The following is a 24,746-nucleotide window of genomic DNA, read 5'->3' on the forward strand; positions in this document are numbered from 1 at the left end:
GCTAGGCAAGATCGTTCAGGACAAGGGCTGCGATCTGCATCGCGGAATTAGCCCCCAGTTTGGTATAGGCACGTTTGCGCAACGTGCGAACCGAGTTGTCGGAGATGCCAAGGGCGACGGCGGTGCCGGCGACGCTGATACCTTGGACCAGCATGTCACAGACTTCGGCTTCGCGATCGGACAGGCGCGCGAACTGGCCGACCTGACGTTCCTTGAGGGCCGACACACGCTGTTGCGAGGAAAAGTGGAAGGCTTCCGACCCGATGATGCGGTGGCGCAGCCCGATGAGTTCGTGCGCGAGGGGGAGAATGGCGCTTAGTCGGTTGACCTCTTGCTCATCCATCCAGCCGTGTTCCTTGCCCCGGAGGTAGAACGACAGAAAGCCGGTGTTGTCCGTGCGCGAGGATATGGTGATGCGTTCGATCACCTCGTCGCGTACGTAGATCGGTGCGCGAGGGTCATCAGGCTGAGGTCTCCAGCGTTCAATGGCAAGGCCTTGTTCGGGGGCGGATTGGATTCGGCGCAGGATGTCCTGTTTCAGGCTGTCGTGAGAGAGGATGGTTCGGGCGTTGCGGTTGAACCAATAGCTGCTCATGTCGCCGGCCCAGATTGAAAGAACGGGTTCCGGGCGGCGCAGGTCGGACACGTAGAAGGCCCCGATGTTGGCGATTTCAGCGGCGTCGCGGACGTATTGCATCAAGGCTGCGCTGAACGCGGGGCTTGGGACAGCGGCGGCAAGCGCGGCAGTCGCATCACGAGGCAGGGGGCGAGAAGGGAATGTGTCACTCATATGGGTGACAGATTGAAGGTTTGGGAATGCGATAGTCAAGACGCCTAGCCACAACTCATGAGCCACCGCCTTGTCCCAGATTTTTTCGACCCGAAAACGCCCCGTACACCTTGGTCCGTATCCTCTTGAGCGGCTTGCGCGAGGGGCGATGCCGGACATGGACAAGGTGGTGGCCTCGGAGCCTTTGAGCTTTCACCGGCCGGAAAATCCCGAGAGCATCGTGAACGCGATGGGCGAATTCCAGGCGATGATGGATGCCATTCGCGATGGCTTTGTGAACAAGGCGACCGCAGATATTCCTGCTGATCCGGTTGAGCGTGCCAATCACCTGAAGGCCTTTGGCTATTTCAACGATGCTTCGATGGTCGGCATTGGGCCGCTGCCGGACGCCGCGCTGTTGAAAGAACCGATCCGCAATCCGGATATTGATCGCCTCGCGCACGCCCTGAAGACGCGGCAGACCAAGACACTGGCCAGCGGCATTGACGTGATCATGGCCGATCTCAAGGAAAGCATGCAGGCCCCGGCAACCACGATTGAGGGGCACAAACATGCAATCGTGTTCCTGTACGAGCATATGCGTGATCCGAAACCCGATGAGCCGGGCAGCGATTGGATCATGGACGCGCAGGACCATCGCGGTTGTATTCGTGCAACCGAAACCGCGGTTGTGATTGCGAACTATATTCGACTGCTGGGCTTCGATGCGCGGGCGCATACGGCGACATCCAGTGACGTCGATCTCAACAAACTCACGATCGCCGCCGGATTGGCCAGCTGCGAAGACGGCGTTCCCGTGGTGCCCTGGTTGGGCCGTCGGTTCAGCGTGGCCGTGGTGACCACGGAAATGGACCTTGGCCATGACGGGGCGTTGCTTGAGATGGCCAAGCAACCCAGCCGCGTTTTGGGCGGTCTTGGCTGGAAACTGGGGCTGGGGCACGCCAAGGCGGCGTTCAACCGTGATCCCTTTTCCAAGCGCAACTATGTCGAAGGGGCGCATCCGTTCGAGCGTTTGAAACGCGTGGAGACCCCGACGACCTATATCGACGAAGCCAACGTGGCACGCGTGCCAAAGCGGGCCGACATGTTCGCGCGCGCCCAGTTCGGGGATATGGGCAAGGCGCTTCAGGACAGTGCGAAGGGCGGGTACTACGTCCGCAAATCTGCGCCGAGCTTTGCTCAGCGACGGGCCCTTGGCGCATTTGTTCTCTTGCAGGATGGCGCTAGTGCGGATGTGGAGCGGCCGACCGATGCAGAGCGCAATGCGGCGAATGTGAAGGCGGCCACCTATTTCCTTGGGGTTGATGCGGTGGGTCTGTCCCGCTGCCCCGACTGGGCGTGGTACAGCCATGATGCCACCGGGGAAGAGATTGTGCCCGAGCATGATCAGGCGATCAGCATGATTGTCGATCAGGGCTATGAGACAATGGAAGGCGCAAGCGGTGATGACTGGATCAGCGTTGCGCAATCCATGCGGGCTTACCTTAGGTTTTCCCTGCTGGGGGGCGTGATCGCCCAGCAAATCCGGAACCTGGGTTACAAGGCCAAGGCCCACACGGTCATGGATGGCGAGGTCTTGCAGCCGCCTCTCCTGCTTCTCAGTGGCTTGGGCGAGGTGAGCCGTATCGGTGAGGTGATCCTGAACCCCTACCTTGGCCCCCGCCTGAAAAGCGGTGCGGTGACGACCGACATGCCGCTTGTGCATGACAAGCCGATTGATTTCGGGCTCCAGACATTTTGCGAGTCCTGCAACAAGTGCGCGCGCGAATGCCCCTCCGGAGCGATTACCGCAGGGCCAAAGCTGATGTTCAATGGCTATGAAATCTGGAAGTCGGACAGCCAGAAATGCGCGACCTACCGGATCACCACGCAAGGTGGGTCAATGTGCGGGCGCTGTATGAAAACCTGCCCGTGGAACCTTGAAGGGCTATTTGCCGAAGCGCCGTTCCGATGGGCGGCCTCCAACATCCCCGCCGCCGCGCCGGTGCTGGCCAAGTTGGACGATATGGTTGGCAATGGTGGTCTGAACGACACGAAAAAGTGGTGGTGGGATATCGAGTTGCAGGATGATGGTTCCTATCGGCCGACCAAACACCCGTTGAACCGACGCGATCTGCAGACTGATCTTGACCTGAAGTACGAAGATCAGACGCTTGCCGTCTATCCGGCGCCGCTAGCTCCGCATCCCTGGCCCTATCCGTTTCCGATGGATCGGGAAGCGGGCATTCAGGCCTACGAAAAGATGGTGTCGTCGCAGGAATATCGCGCGCGGATGGCCAAAGGCGACATGAGCGTCGTGCACACCTATTCCGTTCCGGATGCGGCCGACGCGCCGGTTATCCGCGTGGCGTTGAGCAAGGCCGAGAAGATGACGGCAGACGTCACGAAGTACGAGTTTTCGACCCTCGATGGATCGGAGTTGCCCGAGTGGACGGCTGGGGCGCACCTTGACGTGTTGGTCGCTCCAGAGTTCCTGCGCCAGTATTCAATGTCGGGAAATCCGTCGGACCGTTCCAAGTATCAGATCGGTGTGCTGCGCGAGGATGAAGGGCGGGGCGGATCGTTGCTGATGCACAGGATCTTCAGTGAAGGACGCAAGGTTTTCATTTCCAAGCCGATCAATCACTTTGAATTGGACGAGGGGGCGACAAAAACCTTCCTGATGGGCGGCGGTATCGGGATCACGCCGATGATCGCCTTTGCCCATCGCCTGCATGAGCTGGGGGCGGATTTCGAACTGCACTATTCCGCGAGCCGAAAGGACGGGGCAGGGTATCTGGATGATCTTGCTGGCGTGCCCTGGGCGGATCGCGTGCAGCTTCACTTTTCGGATCAGGGCACCCGTGCCGATCTGGATCAGGTATTGGCGGGGTACAGGGGCGGCTGGCACGTCTATACCTGCGGGCCGGATCGGTTCATGGAGGGTGTCATGGCTGCGGCCCAGCGGCAGGGCTTCCCGGAAGAGGCGTGCCATCTTGAGTACTTCAGTGCGCCTGAACAGCCGGAGTACGAAAACCATCCGTTCACGGCAAAGCTGGCGAAGTCGGGCAAGGAGCTGCATGTACCGGCGGACAAGCTGTTGTCGGATGTCCTGCTTGAGAATGGTATCCATGTGGACGTCAAATGTTCGGACGGCATTTGTGGGGTGTGCAAGTGCGGGGTGCTGTCGGGCGAGGTAGAACATCGGGATTTCGTGCTGTCGAACAAGCAACGTGAAACGACGATCATCACCTGCCAGAGCCGCGCTGCCGAGCCGGATGGCGTTATTGAATTGGACCTGTGACTGGACCTTGCGCCTGAAGCTGCCTAACTTGTTCACCAACAGGAGAGAGGAAACAGTTTCATGCACATGAGCGATCAGCGCGAGATTGCCGCGCCAGTGTCCGAGGTTTGGGCGGCCCTTCTGAGTGCCGACACTTTGCTTGCCTGCGTTCCCGGCGCAAAGGAGGTGACGGGCAACGCGGAAGATGGCTTTGATGCCACGGTCGTTCAGAAAGTTGGCCCGGTGAAAGCGACGTTCAAAGGGCATGTCTCTCTGTCCGATCTGGTGGAGCACCAGAGTTTGACGCTGTCGGGCGAAGGCAAGGGCGGTGCCGCCGGATTTGCCAAGGGGGGCGCGGATGTGAAGCTGTCTGAAACCGAAGGCGGAACGCTTCTGGAATACGAAGTGGATGCCAAGGTAGGCGGTAAACTCGCCCAGCTTGGAAGCCGCCTGATCGACGGATTTGCCAAGAAGATGGCGGATCAGTTCTTTGCCAACCTTCAGGAAACGCTGGAAGGTCCGGCAGAGCCCGAGGACGATGACACCGAGGCGGACGCGCCAGAGGAAAAGAAGGGTTGGGTCAAACGCCTGACCGGCGGCTGATCCTGCAGGCGCGCACAGACCGTCCTCTCGAAATATCGGTTTGATCCTTCTGATACGTTGCTATCCTATGGGGCGGCGAACAGGAGGGGTGCGATGTCAGCGATTGTAGAGATTGAAGGCCTGCGCAAGGTCTATGCAGGCGGGTTCGAAGCGCTCAAGGGCGTATCACTTGCCATTGAGGAGGGCGAGATTCTCGCCCTTCTGGGGCCGAATGGAGCCGGCAAGACGACATTGATTTCGACCGTCTGCGGAATCACCAATCCGGGTGGTGGCGTGATCAGGGTCGGCGGGCATGACGTGGTGCGCGAGTATCGCCAGGCGCGCCGCTTGATTGGCCTCGTTCCGCAGGAAATCAATCTCGAACCCTTCACCAAGGTGATTGATACAGTGCGTTTTTCCCGGGGTCTCTTTGGCAAAACGCGTGACGATGCCTACATCGAGAAGCTCTTGAAACAGCTGTCCCTTTGGGACAAACGCGACTCGCGCACGATGGAATTGTCCGGCGGGATGAAGCGCCGCGTCTTGATCGCCAAGGCGCTGGCGCACGAGCCGCGCGTTCTGTTTCTTGATGAGCCGACTGCGGGTGTCGACGTGGAACTGCGCAAGGACATGTGGGATGTCGTGGCGGACCTCAAGGCCGATGGCGTGACGATCATCCTGACCACCCACTACATCGAAGAAGCCGAGGCGATTGCAGACCGTGTCGGCGTCATCAACAAGGGTGAACTGCTGCTGATCGAAGAAAAGGCCTCGCTTATGGCGCGGTTTGGTCAGAAGCACCTGCAGATCGAATTGCAAACGCCGATTGCAGAGGTTCCCGAGGCCTTGGCCTCGCATGGACTTAGCTTGGGCGAGGGCGGAGATGTGCTGCACTATGCCTATGACACGAGGGGCGAGCGGACAGGCATTACGGCGCTGTTGAATGACATTGCCGCCGCCGGTCTGGTGATGCGGGATTTGCGAACCGAAGAAAGCAGCCTTGAGGAAATCTTCGTGTCTCTGGTCAAGGAGGATGCGGCATGAACTGGTCCGCGATCAAAGCCATCTACGTGACCGAGATGGCGCGGTTCTTCCGTACATTGGCACAGTCTTTCATTTCACCGGTGATCTCGACGTCGCTTTACTTTGTCGTCTTTGGTGCAGCCATCGGCAGCCGTATCCAGGAGGTCGAAGGTGTGAGCTATGGTGCGTTCATCGTACCGGGGCTGATCATGCTGTCGGTGATCACCCAAGCCATTTCGAACGCCTCTTTCGGGATCTATTTTCCAAAGTTCATCGGGACGATCTACGAGCTGTTGTCAGCGCCGGTTAACTTTCTTGAAATTGTCCTCGGGTTTGTTGGTGCGGCGGCGACCAAGGCTCTTTTCATTGGCGTGGTAATCCTTGGGACGGCCTCATTGTTCGTCGATCTCGAAATCCAGCATCCGATTGCAATGGTCGCTTTCCTTGTCCTGACCTGTCTGAGTTTTGCCCTGTTCGGCTTTATCATCGGAATCTGGGCGCAGAACTTTGAACAGCTGCAGTTGATCCCGCTGCTGGTTGTGACCCCGCTCGTTTTCCTTGGTGGGTCGTTCTACTCGATCTCGATGCTGCCGCCGATCTGGCAGACGATCACGCTCTTCAATCCGGTGGTCTACCTGATTTCAGGGTTCCGGTGGGCGTTTTTCGGGCTGGCGGATGTACCCATCGGCCTGAGCCTTCTGGCGATTGCGGGATTCACGGCGCTTTGCCTTGCCGCGATTTGGTGGATCTTCCGGACGGGATGGCGCATCCGGTCGTAAGTGACGTCGCGATATGCGTATCACGAAAACGGGATATTTCTGCCACGTCGCACGTTTCATGGCCCTCATGCCTTGTCTGAGGGCACATGCGCTTTTAAATGGCTCTGCATGGCACGCTGGATACCCTTCACCAAATCTCCGCCCACGGTGGCTGTACTGCGCCTTTCAGGCGCTATCGGCGCAGGCAATCGTGGGGCGTTGAATGATCGCGCATTGGCGCCGTTGATCGAAAAGGCGTTCAGAAAAGGCAAGCCGGTGGCAGTTGTCCTTGAGGTCAATTCGCCCGGTGGCAGCCCTGTGCAGTCCTCGTTGATTGGCGCACGTATTCGCCGCCTGGCCGAGGAAAAGGATATTCCCGTTCTGGCCTTTGTCGAAGACGTTGCCGCGTCGGGCGGTTATTGGCTCGCTGCGGCGGCGGACGAGATTTACGCGGACGAGAGTTCGGTGGTCGGGTCTATCGGCGTTATTTCCGCCAGCTTTGGGGCTCATGTGTTCCTGAGCCGACAAGGGATTGAGCGTAGGGTGCATACGGCAGGTAAGTCGAAGTCCATGTTGGACCCGTTCCGCCCCGAGAAACCCGAGGATGTTGTGCGGCTGCGTTCCATGCTGGAACAGATCCATGCGAACTTTATCAATCACGTGAAGGCCCGCCGCGGACCGAAGCTGTCGAATGAACCAGAGCTGTTCACCGGCGAGGTCTGGATTGGTCGTCAGGCACAGGAGCTTGGCCTGATCGACGGGATCGGGCACATGGTGCCGATGCTGAAGGAACGGTTTGGCGACAAGGTGCGCCTGCGCCGCTATGACACGCGCCGTCCGTTCTGGCAGCGCTTCGGGGCGTCCGTGGCTGAAGATGCGATTGCCGCGATTGAGGAACGCGCCGAGTTCGCGCGGTTCGGTCTCTGAGATGATATTCAAGATTGTCACCCTGTTTCTGGTCGGCATGGCAGTGCTGGCGATGTTTGGAAAACTGACCTATCCGGGCAAGAAACGGCTGCAATCGGCGAAATGCCCCAAATGCGGGCGCTACAAGATCGGCAAGGGCCCGTGCCCCTGCACCAAGGGTAAGGGATAATCCATGGAGTGGCTTTTTGCCGGACTTGGTCTGCTCATTCTGCTTCTGGCAGGCGACTCGCTTGTGCGCGGTGCCGTGAATCTGGCGCTGCGTCTTGGCATTCCTGCGCTTGTTGTCAGCCTGACCATCGTGGCCTTTGGAACCTCTGCGCCAGAGTTGCTGATCTCGGTGCAGGCGGTGCTTCAAGGGGTGCCGGGCATTGCCATCGGTAACGTGGTGGGGTCGAATACGGCCAATATCCTTCTGGTCCTGGGCTTCCCGGCCATTCTGGCGGCGCTGCATACCTCTGCCTGCGAGAGCAGGAAAACCTACATCCAGATGATTGTCGCCACGGTGGTATTCATCGGGCTGGCCTTCCGGGGTGTCTTTGACTTTTACGCCGGGCTCTTGTTGTTGGCGATGCTGGCCTACATGCTCCTGGATGCGGTGCGCGAAGCGCAGATGCATCGGCGGATGGGGGATGAATGCTGTGATCCGGATCTTGATGAGCCGGAAGGCATGGACCCGGATATGCCTTGGTGGAAGATCATTGTTTTTCTGGTGCTTGGCCTGATTGGCCTGCCTTTGGGGGCGGATCTTTTGGTCGATGCTGCGCAGGTGATTGCACGTGATTTCGGAGTGAGTGAAAGCGTGATCGGTCTAACGCTTGTCGCGCTTGGCACATCGCTTCCCGAGCTGGCGACGACCACCATGGCGGCGCTTCGTCGGCAGGCGGATGTGGCCATAGGTAACGTCATCGGTTCGAACATGTTCAACCTATTGGCGATTATTGGCGTCGCCACCATGGTTGGACCAATTCCTGTCGATCCCGAGTTCCTCAAATTCGATCTCTGGGTGATGCTGGCGGCGTCGCTTTTGCTGATCCCCTTCGTGTTCTTCCGTCGTGACATTGGGCGCACGTGGGGGATCGTGTTGACGGTGCTCTACCTTGTCTACGTGATCGGTGTCCTGACCTGCTGATAACACTGGTTAGGCGTTTTGCTTCCCGAGCGATCTTTTCTGCTTACTGAGCGTTGCTCAGGTGCGTTTCATGCGCGGTAGTGCTTGCCGATAGGGAAGGCATTCTGCCCCTTGAAAAGATGTGGCTGACCAAAGTTTTGCACTTGTAACGGGAGCGTTACAAATGTGTTACGAATTTCCTAATGTTTTCAGTCCTTTGTTAAGAGGTGAAAAAAATATCGTTTAAAATCAATGCCTTGCATTTGTGCCTATTTTTTAAGCAATCACATGAAATGGGCGGAAAACAAGGGGATTTCCGCAATCACGAAAAGATATCATCAGACTTATCCACAGGAATGGTGGACATGTTTTTTCTTGCCCTCGGTTTCGGAAGATTGCAGGCGTCGCAAAAGAATCATATTTCGTTAAATGATGACGGATCAGGATAAACAAACGTCGGCAGGACCGTTCGGTCATGACTGTATCAAGGGCTATCTCAAAACTCTGGATGGCTCGCCCGGCGTCTACAGGATGCTGGATTCGCAGGCGCGCGTTCTTTACGTGGGCAAGGCGCGGAACCTGAAAGCGCGGGTTTCCAACTATGCACGCCCCGCCGGACATTCCGGCCGGATTGCGCGGATGATCTCGGAAACCGCGTCGATGATGTTCCTGACGACGCAAACCGAAACAGAAGCACTCCTCTTAGAGCAGAATCTGATCAAGCAGCTCAAGCCCAAGTACAACGTGCTTTTGCGGGACGATAAGAGCTTTCCCAATATCCTTGTGAGCCGGGAACATGCCTTTCCGCTGATCAAGAAGCATCGTGGGGCGAAGAAGGAAAAAGGCAGCTATTACGGACCCTTCGCAAGTGCGGGGGCGGTGAACCGGACGCTGTCGCAATTGCAGAAAGTCTTCCTGCTGCGGAACTGTTCGGACGCGATGTTCGAGAGCCGGTCGCGCCCCTGTCTGCTCTACCAGATCAAGCGGTGTTCCGGGCCTTGTGTCGGCAAGATCAGCGAGGCGGATTATGCCGAGAGCGTGCGTGATGCAGAGCGTTTCCTGGCGGGGCGGTCGACCCAGATTCAGGAGACGCTGGGTAAGCAGATGATGGCGGCATCAGAAGCGATGGAGTTCGAGCGGGCGGCGGCGTTGCGCGATCGCATACGGGCGCTGACGCAGGTGCAGACGGCGCAGGGGATCAATCCGCGGGGTGTGACCGAGGCGGATGTGATTGCGCTTCACCTTGAGAACGGGCAGGCCTGTGTGCAAGTGTTCTTTATCCGCGCCAACCAGAACTGGGGCAACAAGGATTACTACCCGCGAGTCGGGGCCGACATCGAGGCGGCGGAAGTGCTCGAGGCCTTTGTCGGTCAGTTCTACGACACCAAGGAGCCGCCGAGACAGCTTATCCTGAGCCACCCGATCGAGAACCCGGACCTGATGGCCGAAGCCTTGAGTGGCAAGGCGGGGCGCAAGGTGGAGATCCTTGTGCCGCAGCGTGGGGAAAAGGCCGAGCTGATTGCCAATGCGGCCCGCAACGCGCGCGAAAGCCTTGCGCGCAAGATGAGCGAAACTGCGACGCAGGCGAAGCTGTTGAAAGGTGTGGCAGAGGCCTTTGATCTGGATGGGCCGCCTGCGCGGATCGAGGTTTACGACAACAGTCACATACAGGGCACGAACGCCGTTGGGGCGATGATCGTGGCGGGGCCGGAAGGGTTCATGAAGAACCAGTATCGCAAGTTCAACATCAAGGGCGATGACCTCACGCCGGGGGATGACTTTGGCATGATGAAAGAGGTGCTGACGCGGCGGTTCAAACGGTTGCTCAAGGAAGATCCGGACCGGGCGCAGGGCATGTGGCCGGACCTGTTGTTGATCGACGGGGGCGCGGGGCAGGTGTCTGCCGTGGCCGAGATCATGCGCGAACACGGGGTAGAGGATATCCCGATGGTGGGCGTGGCCAAGGGGGTGGACCGCGACCACGGCAAGGAGGAATTCCACCGGAGAGGCACGCGGCCCTTTGCTCTCAAGCGCAATGATCCGGTGCTCTATTTCATCCAGCGGATGCGGGACGAGGCACACCGGTTTGCCATTGGCACCCACCGTGCCAAGCGAGCGAAGGCGGTTGGCGCCACGCCGCTGGACGATGTGCCGGGCGTAGGGGCGACCCGCAAGCGCGCGCTGTTGGCGCATTTCGGATCAGCCAAGGCCGTGAGCCGCGCGAATCTTGCCGATCTGAAAGCCGTAGACGGCATCTCAGACGCATTGGCCGAGACAATCTACGACTACTTCCACGAAAAAGGGTAAACGCAGCGGTCTGGCCGGGTCAGGCGGCTTCGCGTTCGCGTTTTCGCAGCAGGATGTTCTCGACGATCTGCGCGGCAAAGGGGGCAAGGCCGTGCGGGCCGGAGGCGCGGTCCTTGAGGTGAATGCAGACGTCCGGGCGCATCTGGGCAATGAGCCCGACGAGATCGCCGCGCATCCGGTCATCAAGGCCGCCGCCCATGATCACGCATTCGATCCTTGGTTCGGTTTCCAGCTGGCGCACGACTTCGCCGTGATCGTGTGCGCCGAGCCATTCGATTGGCAGGTGATCAAGCTGTTGCGCGATCTCGCAGGATTGCGGCATGTCGGCCACGAGCAAAACTATGGGGTGCATCTTGTCCTCCCATTCTTTGGTGCAGGCAGGGGAGGCCGCCACGAAGGCGCCCGCCCCCGTTCATTGGCCCAGTATAGCACATTTCGAAAGGGCAGTGCTTTCCACGCCCTGAAAGACAGGTTAGGAAGACCTCATGACCTGGACGATCCCCAATATCCTTTCCGTGCTTCGTCTTCTCGCGGCGCCTCTTGTCGCGGTAATGTTCCTTTATTTCACCCGCCCCTATGCGGATTGGTTCGCGCTGGGCCTGTTTGTGCTGGCCTCGGTGACCGATTGGTTCGACGGCTATCTTGCGCGAGCCTGGGGGCAGGAGACCCGGATGGGCGCGATGATCGACCCGATTGCCGACAAGGCGATGGTGGTGATCGCGTTGATGGTGATCGTGGGCTATTCGTCGATGTCGCCCTGGCTGGTGCTGCCGGCCACCGTGATCCTGTTCCGCGAAGTTTTTGTCAGCGGCTTGCGGGAGTTTCTTGGCGACGTCGCCGGAACCCTCAAGGTGACGAAGCTGGCCAAGTGGAAGACGGCGACGCAGATGGTGGCGATTGCCTGCCTGTTCGGGCAGGGTGTGTTTGAACATTACCTAGGCATGTCGTCGCTGGGCATGGATCCGCAGATCGTTGCGCAGATGGTGGCCGGAAAAATCGAGGATACACAGGGGCTTGGCTGGAAGCTGACGGGTATGATCTGGAGTGGCTGGGCCGGTTTGATCCTGCTGTGGATCGCGGCGGCGCTGACCGGGATCACCGGGGTCGACTATTTCCGCAAGGCCTATCCGCATTTGAAGGACTGACGCGATGAAACTGGATGTTTTGTATTTTGCCTGGGTGCGCGAACGGATTGGCCTGCCGAAAGAGAAGGTCGAGACGAGCGCCGCGACAGTTGCCGAACTGGTCGAGGAGTTGAAGGCGCGGGAAGAGCGGTATGAGGCGGCCTTTGCCGACCTGAGCGCCCTGCGGGTGGCGATTGACCAGGAGTTGACCGAGTTCGACGCGGCGCTGGATGGCGCGCGCGAGGTGGCGTTTTTCCCGCCAATGACCGGGGGCTGACGGTATGAAGATCCTGGTTCAGGAAGAGGCGTTTGATTTCGGTGCCGAGGCGCAGGCCTTTGCCAGTGGTCACACCGACATGGGCGCCATTGTGACCTTTACCGGCGTTGTGCGCGACCTGCCGGGTGATCCGCTGGACCGGATGGAGATCGAGCACTATCCGGGGATGACGGAAAAGGCGCTGACCAAGATCGCGGAAGAGGCGCAAAGCCGTTGGAATCTGGGGGATGTGCTGGTGATCCATCGCCACGGGACGTTGCGCCCGGGCGACATGATCATGATGGTGGCAACCGCTGCGCCGCACCGTGTGGATGCCTTTGCAGCTGCGGAATTCCTGATGGATTACCTCAAGTCGCGCGCGCCATTCTGGAAGCAGGAGTTCACTGCGGATGGTGGTGCATGGGTTGCGGCCAAGGATGAAGACGAGGACGCGCTGAACCGCTGGTGAGCGGTTAATGGGGCGCGCCCTATCGGTATGTGTGGCGCGGGCGCATTTGGGCGAATCGTTCAGGTTAACAAGGCAGAATTGGCAAAAACGGCTGTCGGTGCCACGTCGGTATTACGTCGGTATTACGGAGGTGGGCACAGACGACCTGGCCAGTTTAAGGCACCGTGCGCTCAGGCTTTGTTAAGGAAATTCTACACCGATTTTGACGGGGCTTGATGCAGCACCCCGCATCGAAAACGGCTTAGCCGGCACTCATCCGGTCGATGTGGCTGCGCAGTTCTTCGGCCTCGTGGCGGGCGTCGCGCAGGCCTTCCATGGCGGCAGAGAGTTCGGCTTCGGTCTGGGCCAGCTGGTTGGTCAGTTCGGCCTCGCGCTGTTGCAGGTAGGTGATGGCCTGATCGCGGGTTTCCTCGGCCTCGTGCAACTCCTGGCTCATGCGCTCAAGCTGGTCGACGTCGGACTGCGAAACGCGTGAGAAGCGGTGCACCAGCCAGTTGGCGAACCAGCCCATGCAGAAGGCGACGAACAGGATGATCGCGGTGGCGATGATGAAATCAGTTCTGGTCATCGGTTGTCTCCTGCTGGCCGTCGTCTTGGGTTTGTTCGGCCGGTGCCACATCCTGTGCGGCGTCGTCTTGTACCGGATTCGCGCCGGTGTCTACAGCGGTTTCTTCACCGGTCTGTGCTTCACCATCCGCATTTTCGCCCTCTGGCGGGGTCTCTTCGGGTTGGATCAGGACAAATTCGATGCGGCGGTTGGCTTCGCGGCCTTCCTCGGTCTTGTTGTCGGCAATCGGTTCGGCCTCGCCATAGCCCTTGGCCGAGAAGTTGCCGGTCAGGATGCGGCGGTCATGCAGGGCGTTCAGAACCGATTGGGCGCGGGTCTGGCTTAGGGCCATGTTCATTTCCTCGCGGCCCTGGCTGTCGGTGTGGCCCTGAATTTCCAGCTTGAGGTTGATGTCCTGACAGTCCTGAAGGATAGCGGCGAGTTCGTCGATCACCGGGCCCGCGGTTTCATCCAGCGTGCCGGAGCCGGGTTCGAAGCTGATCTTCTGGGTGCCCTGTACCTCTTGCAGGCGGGCGAGGCATTCCTCTGGGGTGGGAAGCTGGGCAATCGGGTCGAGCGCCTCTTCGTAGCGCACGTTGAGGGCATAGTGGTCGCCCTGATCTAGCTTTTCCGCCAGCAGGCGGGAAATGCGGTCACTGGCCTGCGGATCGCCGGTGGTGCCGGAAATGTCGATGGTGTCGGGGGTGACGGTCAGGGCGCCGTTGTGCAGCTGTGACAGGGCGTCGAGCCCGGCGAGAACGCGAAGCGACCAGGTGCCGGGCAGGTTTTCGTCAAGGCGGGCGGCCATGTAGACGTCTTCCATGCCGAAACGGGCGTTGGCGTAGCTTTGCGCCATGGTGCGGCTGACGTCGTCGCGCAGGCGACCGCGCAGTTGCAGGGTGCCTTCGGGGCTGAGGGTGGCGGTGAATTCCGGCGTGCCTTCGTCGGTTTCCTCGATCGGGACCGGGCGGGTGGCGTGCAGGGCGAAGACCTCGGGAAGGGCGCTTTCGACCTCGCCGATGACCTTGTCGAAGAGATCCTGTTCGGTGCCGATGCGGGCGATCAGGGTGATGTCGGCGTCGGAGAAGGTAACGCTGCCGCCACCCAGTTCGGAGAGGCCTGAGATGGCGGTTTCGACCGCGTCGCCCCAAGACGGAGTAGGCACGCCAAGGCCGATGGTGCAGGCGGCGCTGCCTTCGAGGCCGGCCTGAGTTGCGGCGGCGAGGATCTGGCTGCGGGCGTCCTCGGTGTCGGCAGAGCAGGCATCGAAGCGCGCGCCAAGATCGTCGATCAGGAAGCGCAGGGTGAAGGGCGTGATGACAGGGCGGGGCGCCGAAATCGTCAGCGCGAGGTCAAGCGTCGGCGGTGCCTTGCGGGTCAGGATGCCTTCCAGCTCTCGACGGGCTTCGGGGCTGTCGCTCATGGCGGTGACGCTGACGCGGCCTGCCTCGAGCGAGATCTTGGCGCGGGGCAGTTCTTCGAGGGCGAAGAGGGCATAGCTCAGGGCCTGTTGCCATCCTTCGGGAACATCGTATTCGGCGGTTTCAAGGAAGTCGGTGACCACCGGACTGCCGTCGAGGCCACGCAGATCGCCAATGATTTCGGCGCGGTTGCTGTCTTCGGGGATCAGGCCGATCAGCTGGATGCCCGAGTCATTGCGCAGGATTTCGATCGAGAAACGCGGCGGGCCGATGTCGGCGGTGGCCTCGATCTGCATGTTGTCGATCACACGGGCGGCATCGACAATCTTGCCAGCCGAAGAGATGGCCTTGAACCGCTCGGCCTCGGTCGGGGCGACGCCGGTGATGAAGACCTGAAGGCCCTCGGCATGGATGGTGGCCCATGTCATGCCTTCCTTGGCCAGTTCGCTTTGCACGCCGCGGCGCGAGGCCTCTTCGATCAGGTCTGCCGAGAACACCGCGGCGACGGCGCTGAAGCCGGCGGCCAGAGTGAAGGTGGTGGCAATGGGCAGGTAGTCGGAAAGGCGCATCAGGAGCGTTCGGAAGCGTTTGTTTTGTTCGAGTTAGCGTTTGATACGCTGCTGCCCGCCTGCATGCAATCACTTGCGCTCAAAGGAAGCAGGCGACGGCGAAAAACAGCAAGGGGATCAGGCCGGTGTCGCGGTTCGAGCGGAACAGGTGCAGGAGCACGTCGTTGTCATCGGTGTTCAGGCGGCGCATCTGCCATTGCATGTGCCAGCCCATCGCCCACGGACCGGCAAGTGCGACGACCATCGAGAGCGGGCTGCGGTCGCGGGTGGCAAGGAAGGTGGCGATTGCCATCAGGGCGACGGTGAGGATCAGGAAGGCCTGAAGCCATTGCGGGGTTTTCTCGGCAAACAGGCGGGCGGTGGATTTCACGCCGATGAGGGCGTCGTCCTCGGTATCCTGATGGGCATAGATGGTGTCGTAGAACAGGGTCCATGCGATGCCCGCGAGATAAAGGACAACGGCGGGCCATTGCAGCGATCCGGTGTGTGCCGTCCATGCCAGAAGTGCGCCCCAGTTGAAGGCGATGCCAAGGAAGACCTGCGGCCACCACGTGAAACGTTTGGCAAAGGGGTAGATGGCGACGGGGGCGAGCGAGACCACGCCAAGCAGAATGGCATTGGGGTGGAAGGTCAGCAGGATGGCGAATGAGATCAGCGCCTGAATGCCCATCCACAGCGCGGCCTGCCGTGCGGTGACCTGACCCGAGGGGATGGGGCGTGAGCGGGTGCGTTCGACCTGTGCATCGAAGTCGCGGTCGGTGATGTCGTTCCATGTGCAGCCTGCGCCGCGCATCAGCCATGCGCCCGCAGCGCAACCGATGGCGATCCAGAGGTCTTCGAGCCGGGCCTGGCCATCGTAGAGCATGGCTAGTAGCAGCGACATCCAGCAGGGCAGCAGCAACAGCCAGGTGCCGATGGGACGGTCGGCGCGGCTTAGGCGCAGGTAGGGGCGGGTGGCGTGCGGGGCGAGGTGATCGACCCAATTACCGCGGACCGCGTCGGAAACCTGACCTTTCGGCTCTGGTGTTGTGGGCGTGTCGCTCATATGAAGGTTTCCATGAAACAGGCAAAAGTCAGGCTGTATGTAGAGCATCCCTTGGGCCAAGGGCAATCGGTTCCTCTTGAACGCGATCAGGCGCATTACCTTTTCGGGGTGATGCGGATGGGCGTGGGGGACCCGGTGTTGCTGTTCAACGGGGTGGATGGTGAGTGGCGCTGCGCGGTTGCCGAGGCGGGCAAGCGTGGCGGTGTTCTTGTGTGCGAGGAACAGACCAAGCCGTTGCAGATGCCGCCGGACCTTTGGCTGATGTTTGCCCCGATCAAGAAGGCGCGGACCGATTTCATCGTCGAGAAGGCGGCCGAGATGGGGGCCGCGAAGATCATGCCGGTGCAGACGGCCTTTACCAATTCCGAGCGTATCCGGCAGGACCGGTTGCAGGCCCATGCGGTCGAGGCGGCAGAGCAATGCGGGGGCACCTTTGTGCCCGAGGTTCGTGACTTGCAAAAGCTGGAGCGGGTTCTGGCGGAGTGGCCGGAAGACCGGCAGTTGATGTTCTGTGACGAGGCCGAGGTTGGATCGGCCAAGCGTCTTGGAGCTGCCGAAGGCGGCAAATGGGCGATCCTGATTGGACCGGAAGGTGGTTTTTCCGAAGCAGAGCGCGCCAAGCTGCATGCGCATCCACAGGCGCACGTGGTGGCCTTGGGGCCACGTATCCTGCGGGCGGACACCGCGGCGGTGGCGGCGATGACGCTTTGGCAGCAGGCCCTTGGCGACTGGGCGTGAAGGGGGCGGTATGAGCCGGGGATTTCTTGACCGCATGCTGGAATGGTCGGCGCGGGGACAAGAGATTCAGGACCTGCTCGACCGCGTTTACGGCGCGAAGACCGCCGAGATCAAAGACGTTGTGAAATCCGATGACCGCGCCACAGTCATCAGGGGCAGGTTGCGCGGGGCGCCGGTGTTTTTCAAACACCTGCGCGTTAAGGATGCGAGCGGAGGTGTGGAGCGTGCTTGCCGCGAGCTTGGATTTCTGCACGAGGCGCTCGGCGATGGGCAGAACCGGGTGATGCGGGTTCTGGATGCCTTTCCCGAACACGGGCTTCTGGTGACAGAGAAGGTGCCCGGCAAGACGGTTGGCGAACGGATAAAATCCGCGCCATCACGGCGGCGTCAGAAGCTGGTGCGCCTGTCGGCGGAGTGGTTGCAGGAGGTGGCGGTGCTGCGGGCCGAGGTGCGGGCCTTTCCGGCGCAGAAATGCCTGAGCCGGCTTGTGCCGCCTGATGCCAGAGCGAAGCCGGAGATCATCGAGGCGCTGAGCCGCTTTCGCTCGGAACTGGATGTCATGGCGCGGGAGATGGAGGGCCGCGAGGTCATGTTCTCGGTCGGGCATGGGGATTTTAGCCTGACCAACCTGATGTATGATGGCACCCACATGTGGGGGATCGACATTCACGGCAGCCACCAGATGCCGGTTTTGCAGATGGCGGCGCGGTTTTGCCTTGGGCAGGAAATCTGGTGTACCCCCGACGAACTTGCCGCATTTCGCCCAAGCCGGTTTGCCGTTGGTGACGATTACGCAACCGTGTTCCGGTTTTTCATCGGGTTGGAGATGTATCGCAAGTATGGCTCACCTAAGTATCTAGAACGTGACGACCTGATCTTGCCGCAGGTCGATCTGTTTCTTGCAGGATGGGAGCCTGACGCATGAGTTTCATTCGACCAGAAGCCAGCGCCTTTGTTGATCGGTGGCGCGAGGTGATGATCGGGATCGTCGTGGTGGCCCTTGGTATCTATTGGGCAAGCGGTTTCGGACTTTTGAAGTGGGTCGGGATCGTGGTGATCCTGATTGGTGCGGCCCTTTTGGTGGCCGGTGTTCAGCGCGCGCGGTTTCGCATGGGCAAGGGCGGCCCCGGTGTTGTGCAGGTGGATGAACGGCAGATCACCTATTTCGGCCCCCTGGATGGCGGGGCCGTGGCGATTGACGAGATGATGGGACTGAGCCTTGAGGCGCATAGCGTGCCGCCGGTCTGGGTGTTGCGCCAGCCCGGACAGGCCGATCTGCGCATTCCCGTGAACGCGGAAGGATCGGATGCTTTGTTCGATGCCTTTGCCGCCTTGCCCGGTATTCGGACCGAGCACATGCTGGCGCAGTTGAAGTCGAAACCGGATCACCCTGTCGTGATCTGGTCAAAGGTCGCCGCAACGCTGCATTGACACTTTGCGCATTTCCGATCACCACTGAGCGGACATGCGCATCCAAAAGGACCGGAGAAACCGCAATGTCCATTCCTCAGTCCGGTGGCGGGCCGATCGAGCACCACTCCCAACTTGGTGAATATCTTGAAAGTGGCTGCAAGCCGCGTGAACAGTGGCGGATCGGGACCGAACACGAGAAGTTCGGGTACTGCAAGGAAACCCTCAAGCCGCTGCCCTACGAGGGCGATCGGTCGATTCTCGCGGTGCTGAAAGGCCTGCGTGATGGCCATGGCTGGACGCCGGTGGAAGAGGGCGGCAAGCTGATCGGTCTTGAGAAAGATGGCGCCAACGTGAGCCTTGAGCCGGGTGGTCAGCTGGAACTGTCCGGCGCGCCGCTGGAGAGCATCCACCAGACCTGTGACGAGGTGAATCAGCACCTTGCCGATGTGAAGGACATTGCCGACAAGATCGGTGTCGGCTTCATCGGCCTGGGCGCGGCGCCCGTGTGGTCGCACGAGGAAATGCCGGTGATGCCGAAAGGGCGTTATCGCCTGATGACCGATTACATGGACCGTGTGGGCACCATGGGCAAATCCATGATGTACCGGACCTGTACCGTGCAGGTGAATCTTGATTTCGCCTCTGAGGCGGACATGGTGCAAAAGCTGCGTGTGGCGCTTGCCCTGCAGCCGGTGGCGACGGCGCTGTTTGCTAATTCGCCGTTCTTTGACGGCAAGCCCAACGGCCACAAAAGCTGGCGGTCGCGCATCTGGCGTGACCTTGATCCGGCGCGCACAGGCATGCTGCCTTTCGTGTTCGAAGAGGGGTTCGGCTTTGAGGCATGGGTGGAATATGCGCTCGATGTGCCGATGTATTTCGTCTACCGCGACGGCGAATATATCGACGCGCTGGGCATGTCGTTCCGCGATTTCCTGAAGGGTGAACTGCCTGCACTGCCGGGCGAGACCCCGACGTTGAGCGACTGGGCCGACCACCTGACCACCGCCTTCCCAGAGGCGCGGATCAAGAAATACATGGAGATGCGCGGCGCCGACGGTGGCCCGTGGCGTCGCCTGTGTGCGCTGCCTGCCTTCTGGGTCGGCTTGATGTATGACCAGTCATCGCTGGATGCGGCCTGGGACCTTGTGAAGGGCTGGGACGCAGAGACCCGCGAGATGCTGCGCGTGGCGGCCTCGGTCGACGGTTTGCAGGCACAGGCGGGCAACGTGAAGATGCACGATCTGGCGCGCGAAGTTCTGACGATTTCCGAGGCGGGCCTTGTGGCGCGTGGCAAGGAAGGCGCGGGCGGTCTGGTGCCGGACGAGACCCATTTCCTCAACGCGCTGAAGGAAAGCGTGGAAAGCGGCAAGGTGCCGGCGGATGAACTGCTGGACCACTATCATGGTGACTGGAACGGTGACCTGAGCCGGATCTACGGTGAGTTCAGCTACTGACTTTGTCTGAGAAGCAACATCTGAAAGGGCGCCTTGGGGCGCCTTTTTTTGTAAGGCGCAACGCAAAACGGCGGCAGGGTGTCCTGCCGCCGCTCTGATCCGTGAGTGGATTGGGATTTACTGCGCTTGCAGCTCTTCCGGGGTCTTGTCTGCGATGTCGACCCAGTTGGCCGAGGCTTTTTCGATGAAGCCCGGTACGTCGCCTTCCCAGCGTTCCTGAACGCCAGCCGACAGGTTCAGGTAGAGCTTGTTGTCAACGATTTTCCAGATTTCCGGATCGCCGTCGAATTTGAAGCCCATCGCGGTGCCGAAGGCGCAGTAGCCGCCGTAGGCCGGAGCGTATGCTTCGGGGTTGGCTTCGAAGGTGGCTTTGTTCTCTTCCGAGGCGAAGCGGTAGGTCGCGTCGTTGTAGGTTGCGGTGATCTGGAAGTCGCCCGGGGTCGGTTCACCTACGGTGTGGTATGCAACCGGATCGTAGCCGCGCAGGGCAAGGCCAGTGGTGGTGGCATTGACGTCGACGCCTGCTGCCAGGGCCGAGGTGACGAGAGCTGCGGAGAGGGCGATGCCGCCGATGAGGGATTTGAAAGCGTTCATTGGTTTTGCCTTTTCAGAGTGCTTGATCTGGCCAGCCGAAATTTCCGGACAGATCGGAGTTGTTTGCGCCGCAAGCGATATTGCGCTGCGGTGACCTCGAGTTAGGAACCGGGCCAATCACGTTCAAAACAACTAAGGGTGATGTGCGCCTTTGCAGAAAGGCTGTGCGTCAGGTGAGGGTGCCGACCCATGCGATGACAGCGGAAACGGTGCCGATGCTGACGACGGTCGAGAGCAGGATGGCGGCCGAAGCGCGGTGGGGGGCGACGCCGTAGTGCTGGGCGAGGATATAGACGTTGCCGGCCACGGGCAGGGCGGCAGCGGAGATCACCACGGCAGCGGAATAGGGATCGATCGGGATGATCCAGAGCGCTGCGATTGCAACGGCGGCCGGATGCAGGACCAGTTTGCAGAACGAGAGCCAGGCGGCGACCTGAACGCGCTCCGCGGCAATGGCGGCCAGCGAGGCTCCGATGGCGAACAGCGCGCCGGGGGTGGCTGCCGCGCCAAGCAGTGCGAGGAATTCATTCAGCGGCGCGGGGATCGGGATTTCGAGGGCTGACCAGATCAGGCCCGAGGAGATCGCCACGATCATCGGGTTGCGCAGCAGGCCGAGACCGACGGTGCGCAGGATAGCAAAGCTCATCCGGCCATCCCGGGAGCCGGTGATCAGGATCACGATCAGAGAGGAAAAGACGATCAGGTCGACCGCGAGGACCAGCATGACCGGACCAATGGCCCGTTCGCCGAGCAGCAGGACAAGCATGGGCACGCCAAGGAAACCGACGTTGCCGATGACGGCGCATTGGGCCTCGATCGCGGCGGTGGGAATGTCGAGGCGGCGCAGGAAAGCAATGCCGGTGGCGAGCAGGTAGATCGCCAGCGTGCCCAGCAGGTAGGCGCCGACAAGCGGCCAATCCAGTACCTCGACCAGCGATAGGTTCGCGGCAAAGCGGAACAGCATGGCCGAGAGGGCGAAGTAGAAGACGAACTTGGTGAGGTAGGCGGTGGCTTCCTGGCTGAAGAACTTCGTACGCCCGGCCCAGTAGCCAAGGCCGATGATTGCGAAGAACGGCAGGGTCTTGAGGAAGATCGCTAACATGGCAACTTGGTAGCATCCCGGCAGGGCAGGGCAAGGGATTTGTTGGCCCGTCGCGCAATCGTTGGGGCGACCGTGTCATTGTCGGGTGTTTTCGAAGCGAATGGCGGGATCAAAAGCGGGTACAGTCCGGATCGGTCAACGGGTTGCAGTTGGAGCTCCAGGTGCCGCCTTGGCCGAGGGGGACCGTCGGACGGAAGGCATGGGAGGGCGTCAAAGGCTGTGAAGGCTGGCGTTTTTCGGCCCAGTACCAGCGGCGGTTGGTCCATATCAGCCCAAGGGAAATGCTGCCGTCTTTTTGCAACCCCCCCCGGAAAGTCAGGATGCCGTCGGGGTGGCGTGATACGGGGCTGCTGAAGGACAGGTCGGTAAAGGGATCGGGAATGCGACCGTAAAATGCAGGCGGCGGGCATTCGGGGCAATCGCGTATCAGGGGATAGGGCGTGAGGGTTTCAGGATCATTGGTCAGCCGAAAGTCCGAGAAAGGCGGCGTGGTGGACGGGAAAACCGTATCGTCTGCTAGGCTTTGGGCGTGTGCTGCCGAGAGCGACACGCCCAGTAAGAGGCAGCAGGCTACCAGGGGTTTCAGCGGTTTGGCCACGGTCTTTCGGCCCTTTCCTGACGGGCGTCCAGCATAGGCCAAGGCGCGGCGCATGGCAAAGGCGGCTACCACATCCGCGTTTTGGCGTATTCCGCGTAGCCTGCGTCATAGGATTTGCCGTCGAAGTCAGCTTTCATTTCCTGGATGAACTGTCCGGCGGTTGGGACGTTGTCCGGGTGTGGCGTGGTCCAGAGGCCCGAGCGCATGATCGCCTTGGCGCATTGGAAGTACATTTCGGCGAGGGTGAAAACGATGACAGACTTGGGGTGTTTGCCCTCCTGCGTGAACTGTTCGGTCATCTCTGCATCTGTTGTAAGGATCGCGGTTCCGTTGCAGCGCACGACGTTGCTGGTGCCGGGGATCATGAACATCAGGCTGGCGCGCCCGTCGCGTACGATGTTGCGCAGGCTGTCGATGCGGTTGTTGCCGCGCCAGTCCGGCAGCAGGAGGGTGTGGTCGTCGGCGATTTTCACAACCGGGCCATCGTCACCGCGCGGGCTGGCGTCGGTGCCCTCGGGGCCAACAGTGGAGAGCACGACAAAGCGCGCGGCCTCGATCCACTGGCGGTACAGCGGGGTCATGCGAATGGCGACCTTGGTCAGCGAGGCAGGAACCGGTTCGCCGTATAGGGCTTCGAGAGAGTCGATGTCGGTGATCTGGGGCATGGGTGTCTCCTGTTCCCCTTGGTTCTAGCGGGTCTTTGGGGAAATGGTGATCGAATTCTTGTGATGGTGGAAGGAGACTGCGGGTTGAAGTGCGGTCTAGCCGCTGCCGATCAGCACCCCTGCGGCGAAGACGAGGGCACCGCCCAGCACGACCTGGAAGGCGGCGCGGAAGAACGGGGTCTCCATAAAGCGGTTCTGAATCCAGGCGATGGCCCAGAGTTCGAGGAACACCACGAGGATCGCGATGGTGGTTGCGGTCCAGAAATCGGGGATCAGATAGGGCAGGGCGTGGCCGAGGCCGCCTACGGTTGTCATGATGCCCGACGCGAAGCCGCGCTTGATCGGAGAGCCGCGCCCAGAGAGTTCGCCGTCGTCCGAGGCGGCCTCGGTGAAGCCCATCGAGATGCCGGCACCAACCGACGCTGCAAGGCCGACAAGGAAGGTGGTCCAGGTGTCCTGTGTGGCGAATGCGGTGGCGAAGATGGGGGCCAGTGTCGACACCGATCCGTCCATGAGACCGGCAAGGCCGGGTTGCACCCATGTCAGGATAAACTGGCGTTTGGCAGTATCAGCTTCTGTCTCGCGGCTGTCATCGTCGAGGTGCTGCTGCTCCAGACCGTGCGCCGTGTCCTGATGGCCGGCCTCTGCGGCGGCGAGGTCGCCAAGCAGTTTGCGGGTCGCGGCATCCTGACTGCGGGCGGCGGCGGCAAGGTAGAACCTTTCGGCATCGCGTTCCATCGCGGCGGCTTCGGTGCGGATGCGGTCGATCCCGAGGTTTTCAACCAGCCAGATCGGGCGGCGGGCATAATAGCCTGCAACGTGTTCGCGGCGGATCAGGGGGATCACATCGCCAAAGCGGCTCTGATGCAGGTCGATCAGGCGCTGGCGGTGGGTGTCCTCCTCGGCGGCCATGCCATCGAACACCTTCGCCGTTGCCGGGAAATCGCCGCGTAGCATCTCGGCATAGGAGCGGTAGATGCGGGCGTCATCCTCTTCCGAGGAGATGGCCAGCGCTATGAGTTCCTGTTCGCTCAGATCCTTGAAGTGGCGTCGTTGAGAGAAAAAACGCATGGGGGACTCGCGTATTTTAGAATAATTCTAATTTATGTAACTGCGGGTCAGGTGCAAGGTGTTTTTCTTGTGGTAACTGAACCGCTCAGTTTATATTCGAATTCCAAATAGCCAGGAGCGTCAATGAACACGCACAGCCCAGTCATCCGTAGGGGACGCAAATTCGACCAGGTGCTTGAAGGAGCACGTGAGGTGTTCCTTCGCGACGGGTTCGAAGGGGCGAGCGTGGATGAGATTGCAAAGGTGGCCGGTGTCTCAAAGGCCACGCTTTATAGCTATTTTCCCGACAAGGCCGTTCTGTTCCGTGAAATTGCGACCAACCAATGCGACCGGATGGCGGATGAAATCCTTGCCATGCTGACCGAGGACTGTCCTTTGCGCGAAGCCTTGCTGATCGCGGCAGAACGGTTGGCGAGCTTTCTGGTTTCTGATGTGGCCCAGGGGGTGTTTCGTATCTGCGTGGCAGAAAGGGACCGCTTTCCCGAACTGGGCGCGGCCTTCTACGAGGCCGGGCCGCGGATGGGGCGGGACCGGATGGCGGCCTTTCTTGAATGCGCGGTGGCGGACGGCGCTTTGCAGATTGATGATGTGAAGATGGCGGCGGAACAGTTTTCGGAACTGTGCAAGTCGACGATCTGGAACAGGGCGGTTTTTGGGATCCAGAGCGAGTTTTCCCAAGAGGAGATCCGCAACGTGGCGGAGAACGCGGTCGAGACGTTCCTTGCGCGCTATGGGGTTGCGCAGGACTAGGTACCGTAGGAACAGTATCAACGCAAAAGGCGCGCCCGAAGCGGACGCGCCTTTCTTTTTCGCAGGACTACCAGATCAGAATTCAACCACCGCGCGGATGGATTTGCCTTCGTGCATCAGGTCGAAGCCTTCGTTGATCTGATCGAGGGTCAGCTTGTGGGTGATCATCTCGT

At 60.5% G+C, this 24,746-nt stretch carries 26 protein-coding genes; 16 read left to right on the top strand and 10 right to left on the bottom strand.

The window, feature by feature from the left end; translation table 11 throughout:
• Window position 1: 1 nt before the first annotated feature.
• Window positions 2-790: a helix-turn-helix transcriptional regulator gene (locus NNA36_RS18985; protein ID WP_255110039.1), complete on the bottom strand. Its 789-nt coding sequence runs from the start codon at window positions 788-790 to the stop codon at window positions 2-4.
• A 70-nt stretch (window positions 791-860) separates the two neighbouring features.
• Between NNA36_RS18985 and NNA36_RS18990 the strand changes: the two genes are divergently transcribed.
• The 8 genes from NNA36_RS18990 (at window position 861) to uvrC (ending at window position 10,757) form a co-directional block, all read left to right on the top strand.
• Complete coding sequence (locus NNA36_RS18990; protein WP_255110041.1) at window positions 861-4,073, top strand: reductive dehalogenase; 3,213 nt, start codon at window positions 861-863, stop codon at window positions 4,071-4,073.
• Window positions 4,074-4,133: 60 nt separating this feature from the next.
• A complete protein-coding gene (locus NNA36_RS18995; protein WP_255110043.1) occupies window positions 4,134-4,655 on the top strand; it encodes a CoxG family protein in 522 nt (173 codons plus the stop codon).
• A 93-nt stretch (window positions 4,656-4,748) separates the two neighbouring features.
• Window positions 4,749-5,678 (top strand): ABC transporter ATP-binding protein, encoded by a 930-nt coding sequence (locus tag NNA36_RS19000; protein ID WP_255110045.1) that lies wholly within the window; start codon window positions 4,749-4,751, stop codon window positions 5,676-5,678.
• Window positions 5,675-6,436: an ABC transporter permease gene (locus NNA36_RS19005; protein WP_255110047.1), complete on the top strand. Its 762-nt coding sequence runs from the start codon at window positions 5,675-5,677 to the stop codon at window positions 6,434-6,436. The genes NNA36_RS19000 and NNA36_RS19005 overlap by 4 nt, the downstream gene beginning before the upstream one ends.
• A 108-nt stretch (window positions 6,437-6,544) precedes the next feature.
• The gene (locus NNA36_RS19010; RefSeq protein WP_255110049.1) at window positions 6,545-7,342 is read left to right on the top strand and encodes a S49 family peptidase; all 798 of its coding nucleotides are present in this window, start codon (window positions 6,545-6,547) and stop codon (window positions 7,340-7,342) included.
• A gap of 1 nt (window position 7,343) precedes the next feature.
• Window positions 7,344-7,511, top strand: a complete 168-nt coding sequence (locus NNA36_RS19015) for a hypothetical protein (RefSeq protein WP_255110051.1) — start codon at window positions 7,344-7,346, stop codon at window positions 7,509-7,511.
• A gap of 3 nt (window positions 7,512-7,514) precedes the next feature.
• Window positions 7,515-8,471, top strand: a complete 957-nt coding sequence (locus NNA36_RS19020; RefSeq protein WP_255110053.1) for a calcium/sodium antiporter — start codon at window positions 7,515-7,517, stop codon at window positions 8,469-8,471.
• A gap of 411 nt (window positions 8,472-8,882) precedes the next feature.
• A complete protein-coding gene (gene uvrC / locus NNA36_RS19025; protein WP_255110095.1) occupies window positions 8,883-10,757 on the top strand; it encodes an excinuclease ABC subunit UvrC in 1,875 nt (624 codons plus the stop codon).
• A 19-nt stretch (window positions 10,758-10,776) separates the two neighbouring features.
• On the opposite strand, the gene NNA36_RS19030 is transcribed toward uvrC, so the two are convergent.
• Window positions 10,777-11,109: a hypothetical protein gene (locus NNA36_RS19030; RefSeq protein WP_255110055.1), complete on the bottom strand. Its 333-nt coding sequence runs from the start codon at window positions 11,107-11,109 to the stop codon at window positions 10,777-10,779.
• A 133-nt stretch (window positions 11,110-11,242) separates the two neighbouring features.
• Here NNA36_RS19030 and pgsA point away from each other — a divergent pair, with 133 nt between their 5' ends.
• Genes pgsA through NNA36_RS19045 form a run of 3 tightly spaced genes read left to right on the top strand, consistent with a single transcriptional unit; the run spans window position 11,243 to window position 12,606 of the window.
• Window positions 11,243-11,902, top strand: coding sequence for a CDP-diacylglycerol--glycerol-3-phosphate 3-phosphatidyltransferase (gene pgsA / locus NNA36_RS19035; protein WP_255110057.1), 660 nt, complete (start codon window positions 11,243-11,245; stop codon window positions 11,900-11,902).
• Between the two features lie 10 nt (window positions 11,903-11,912).
• Entirely contained in the window at window positions 11,913-12,158 is a 246-nt protein-coding gene (gene moaD / locus NNA36_RS19040; protein ID WP_255110096.1) for a molybdopterin converting factor subunit 1, read from the top strand.
• A 4-nt stretch (window positions 12,159-12,162) separates the two neighbouring features.
• A complete protein-coding gene (locus NNA36_RS19045; protein WP_255110059.1) occupies window positions 12,163-12,606 on the top strand; it encodes a molybdenum cofactor biosynthesis protein MoaE in 444 nt (147 codons plus the stop codon).
• Window positions 12,607-12,847: 241 nt separating this feature from the next.
• On the opposite strand, the gene NNA36_RS19050 is transcribed toward NNA36_RS19045, so the two are convergent.
• The 3 genes from NNA36_RS19050 to ubiA form a co-directional block, all read right to left on the bottom strand.
• Window positions 12,848-13,174, bottom strand: a complete 327-nt coding sequence (locus NNA36_RS19050; RefSeq protein ID WP_255110061.1) for a hypothetical protein — start codon at window positions 13,172-13,174, stop codon at window positions 12,848-12,850.
• Window positions 13,161-15,143, bottom strand: a complete 1,983-nt coding sequence (locus tag NNA36_RS19055) for an OmpA family protein (RefSeq protein WP_255110063.1) — start codon at window positions 15,141-15,143, stop codon at window positions 13,161-13,163. Before NNA36_RS19055 ends, NNA36_RS19050 begins: the two co-directional genes overlap by 14 nt.
• A 79-nt stretch (window positions 15,144-15,222) precedes the next feature.
• Window positions 15,223-16,188: a 4-hydroxybenzoate octaprenyltransferase gene (gene ubiA / locus NNA36_RS19060; RefSeq protein WP_255110065.1), complete on the bottom strand. Its 966-nt coding sequence runs from the start codon at window positions 16,186-16,188 to the stop codon at window positions 15,223-15,225.
• A 12-nt stretch (window positions 16,189-16,200) separates the two neighbouring features.
• Between ubiA and NNA36_RS19065 the strand changes: the two genes are divergently transcribed.
• From NNA36_RS19065 to NNA36_RS19080, 4 genes are all read left to right on the top strand, one after another.
• Window positions 16,201-16,926, top strand: coding sequence for a 16S rRNA (uracil(1498)-N(3))-methyltransferase (locus tag NNA36_RS19065; RefSeq protein WP_255110067.1), 726 nt, complete (start codon window positions 16,201-16,203; stop codon window positions 16,924-16,926).
• 10 nt (window positions 16,927-16,936) lie between these two features.
• A complete protein-coding gene (locus NNA36_RS19070; protein WP_255110069.1) occupies window positions 16,937-17,851 on the top strand; it encodes a hypothetical protein in 915 nt (304 codons plus the stop codon).
• Entirely contained in the window at window positions 17,848-18,357 is a 510-nt protein-coding gene (locus NNA36_RS19075; protein WP_255110072.1) for a hypothetical protein, read from the top strand. Before NNA36_RS19070 ends, NNA36_RS19075 begins: the two co-directional genes overlap by 4 nt.
• Before the next feature lie 65 nt (window positions 18,358-18,422).
• Complete coding sequence (locus NNA36_RS19080) at window positions 18,423-19,793, top strand: glutamate--cysteine ligase (protein WP_255110074.1); 1,371 nt, start codon at window positions 18,423-18,425, stop codon at window positions 19,791-19,793.
• A gap of 117 nt (window positions 19,794-19,910) precedes the next feature.
• On the opposite strand, the gene NNA36_RS19085 is transcribed toward NNA36_RS19080, so the two are convergent.
• The 5 genes from NNA36_RS19085 to mbfA form a co-directional block, all read right to left on the bottom strand.
• Complete coding sequence (locus tag NNA36_RS19085; RefSeq protein ID WP_255110076.1) at window positions 19,911-20,387, bottom strand: YHS domain-containing (seleno)protein; 477 nt, start codon at window positions 20,385-20,387, stop codon at window positions 19,911-19,913.
• A gap of 169 nt (window positions 20,388-20,556) precedes the next feature.
• The gene (locus NNA36_RS19090) at window positions 20,557-21,489 is read right to left on the bottom strand and encodes an AEC family transporter (protein WP_255110078.1); all 933 of its coding nucleotides are present in this window, start codon (window positions 21,487-21,489) and stop codon (window positions 20,557-20,559) included.
• A gap of 109 nt (window positions 21,490-21,598) precedes the next feature.
• A complete protein-coding gene (locus tag NNA36_RS19095) occupies window positions 21,599-22,087 on the bottom strand; it encodes a hypothetical protein (RefSeq protein ID WP_255110080.1) in 489 nt (162 codons plus the stop codon).
• A gap of 65 nt (window positions 22,088-22,152) precedes the next feature.
• Window positions 22,153-22,752: a pyridoxamine 5'-phosphate oxidase family protein gene (locus NNA36_RS19100; protein WP_255110082.1), complete on the bottom strand. Its 600-nt coding sequence runs from the start codon at window positions 22,750-22,752 to the stop codon at window positions 22,153-22,155.
• A gap of 96 nt (window positions 22,753-22,848) precedes the next feature.
• Window positions 22,849-23,823, bottom strand: a complete 975-nt coding sequence (mbfA, locus tag NNA36_RS19105; RefSeq protein WP_255110084.1) for an iron exporter MbfA — start codon at window positions 23,821-23,823, stop codon at window positions 22,849-22,851.
• A gap of 123 nt (window positions 23,824-23,946) precedes the next feature.
• On the opposite strand from mbfA, the gene NNA36_RS19110 reads away from it, so the two are divergent.
• Entirely contained in the window at window positions 23,947-24,573 is a 627-nt protein-coding gene (locus tag NNA36_RS19110) for a TetR/AcrR family transcriptional regulator (protein ID WP_255110087.1), read from the top strand.
• Window positions 24,574-24,746: the final 173 nt, after the last annotated feature.

It is taken from the genome of Shimia sp. CNT1-13L.2, assembly GCF_024331145.1.
Lineage (GTDB): Bacteria > Pseudomonadota > Alphaproteobacteria > Rhodobacterales > Rhodobacteraceae > Shimia.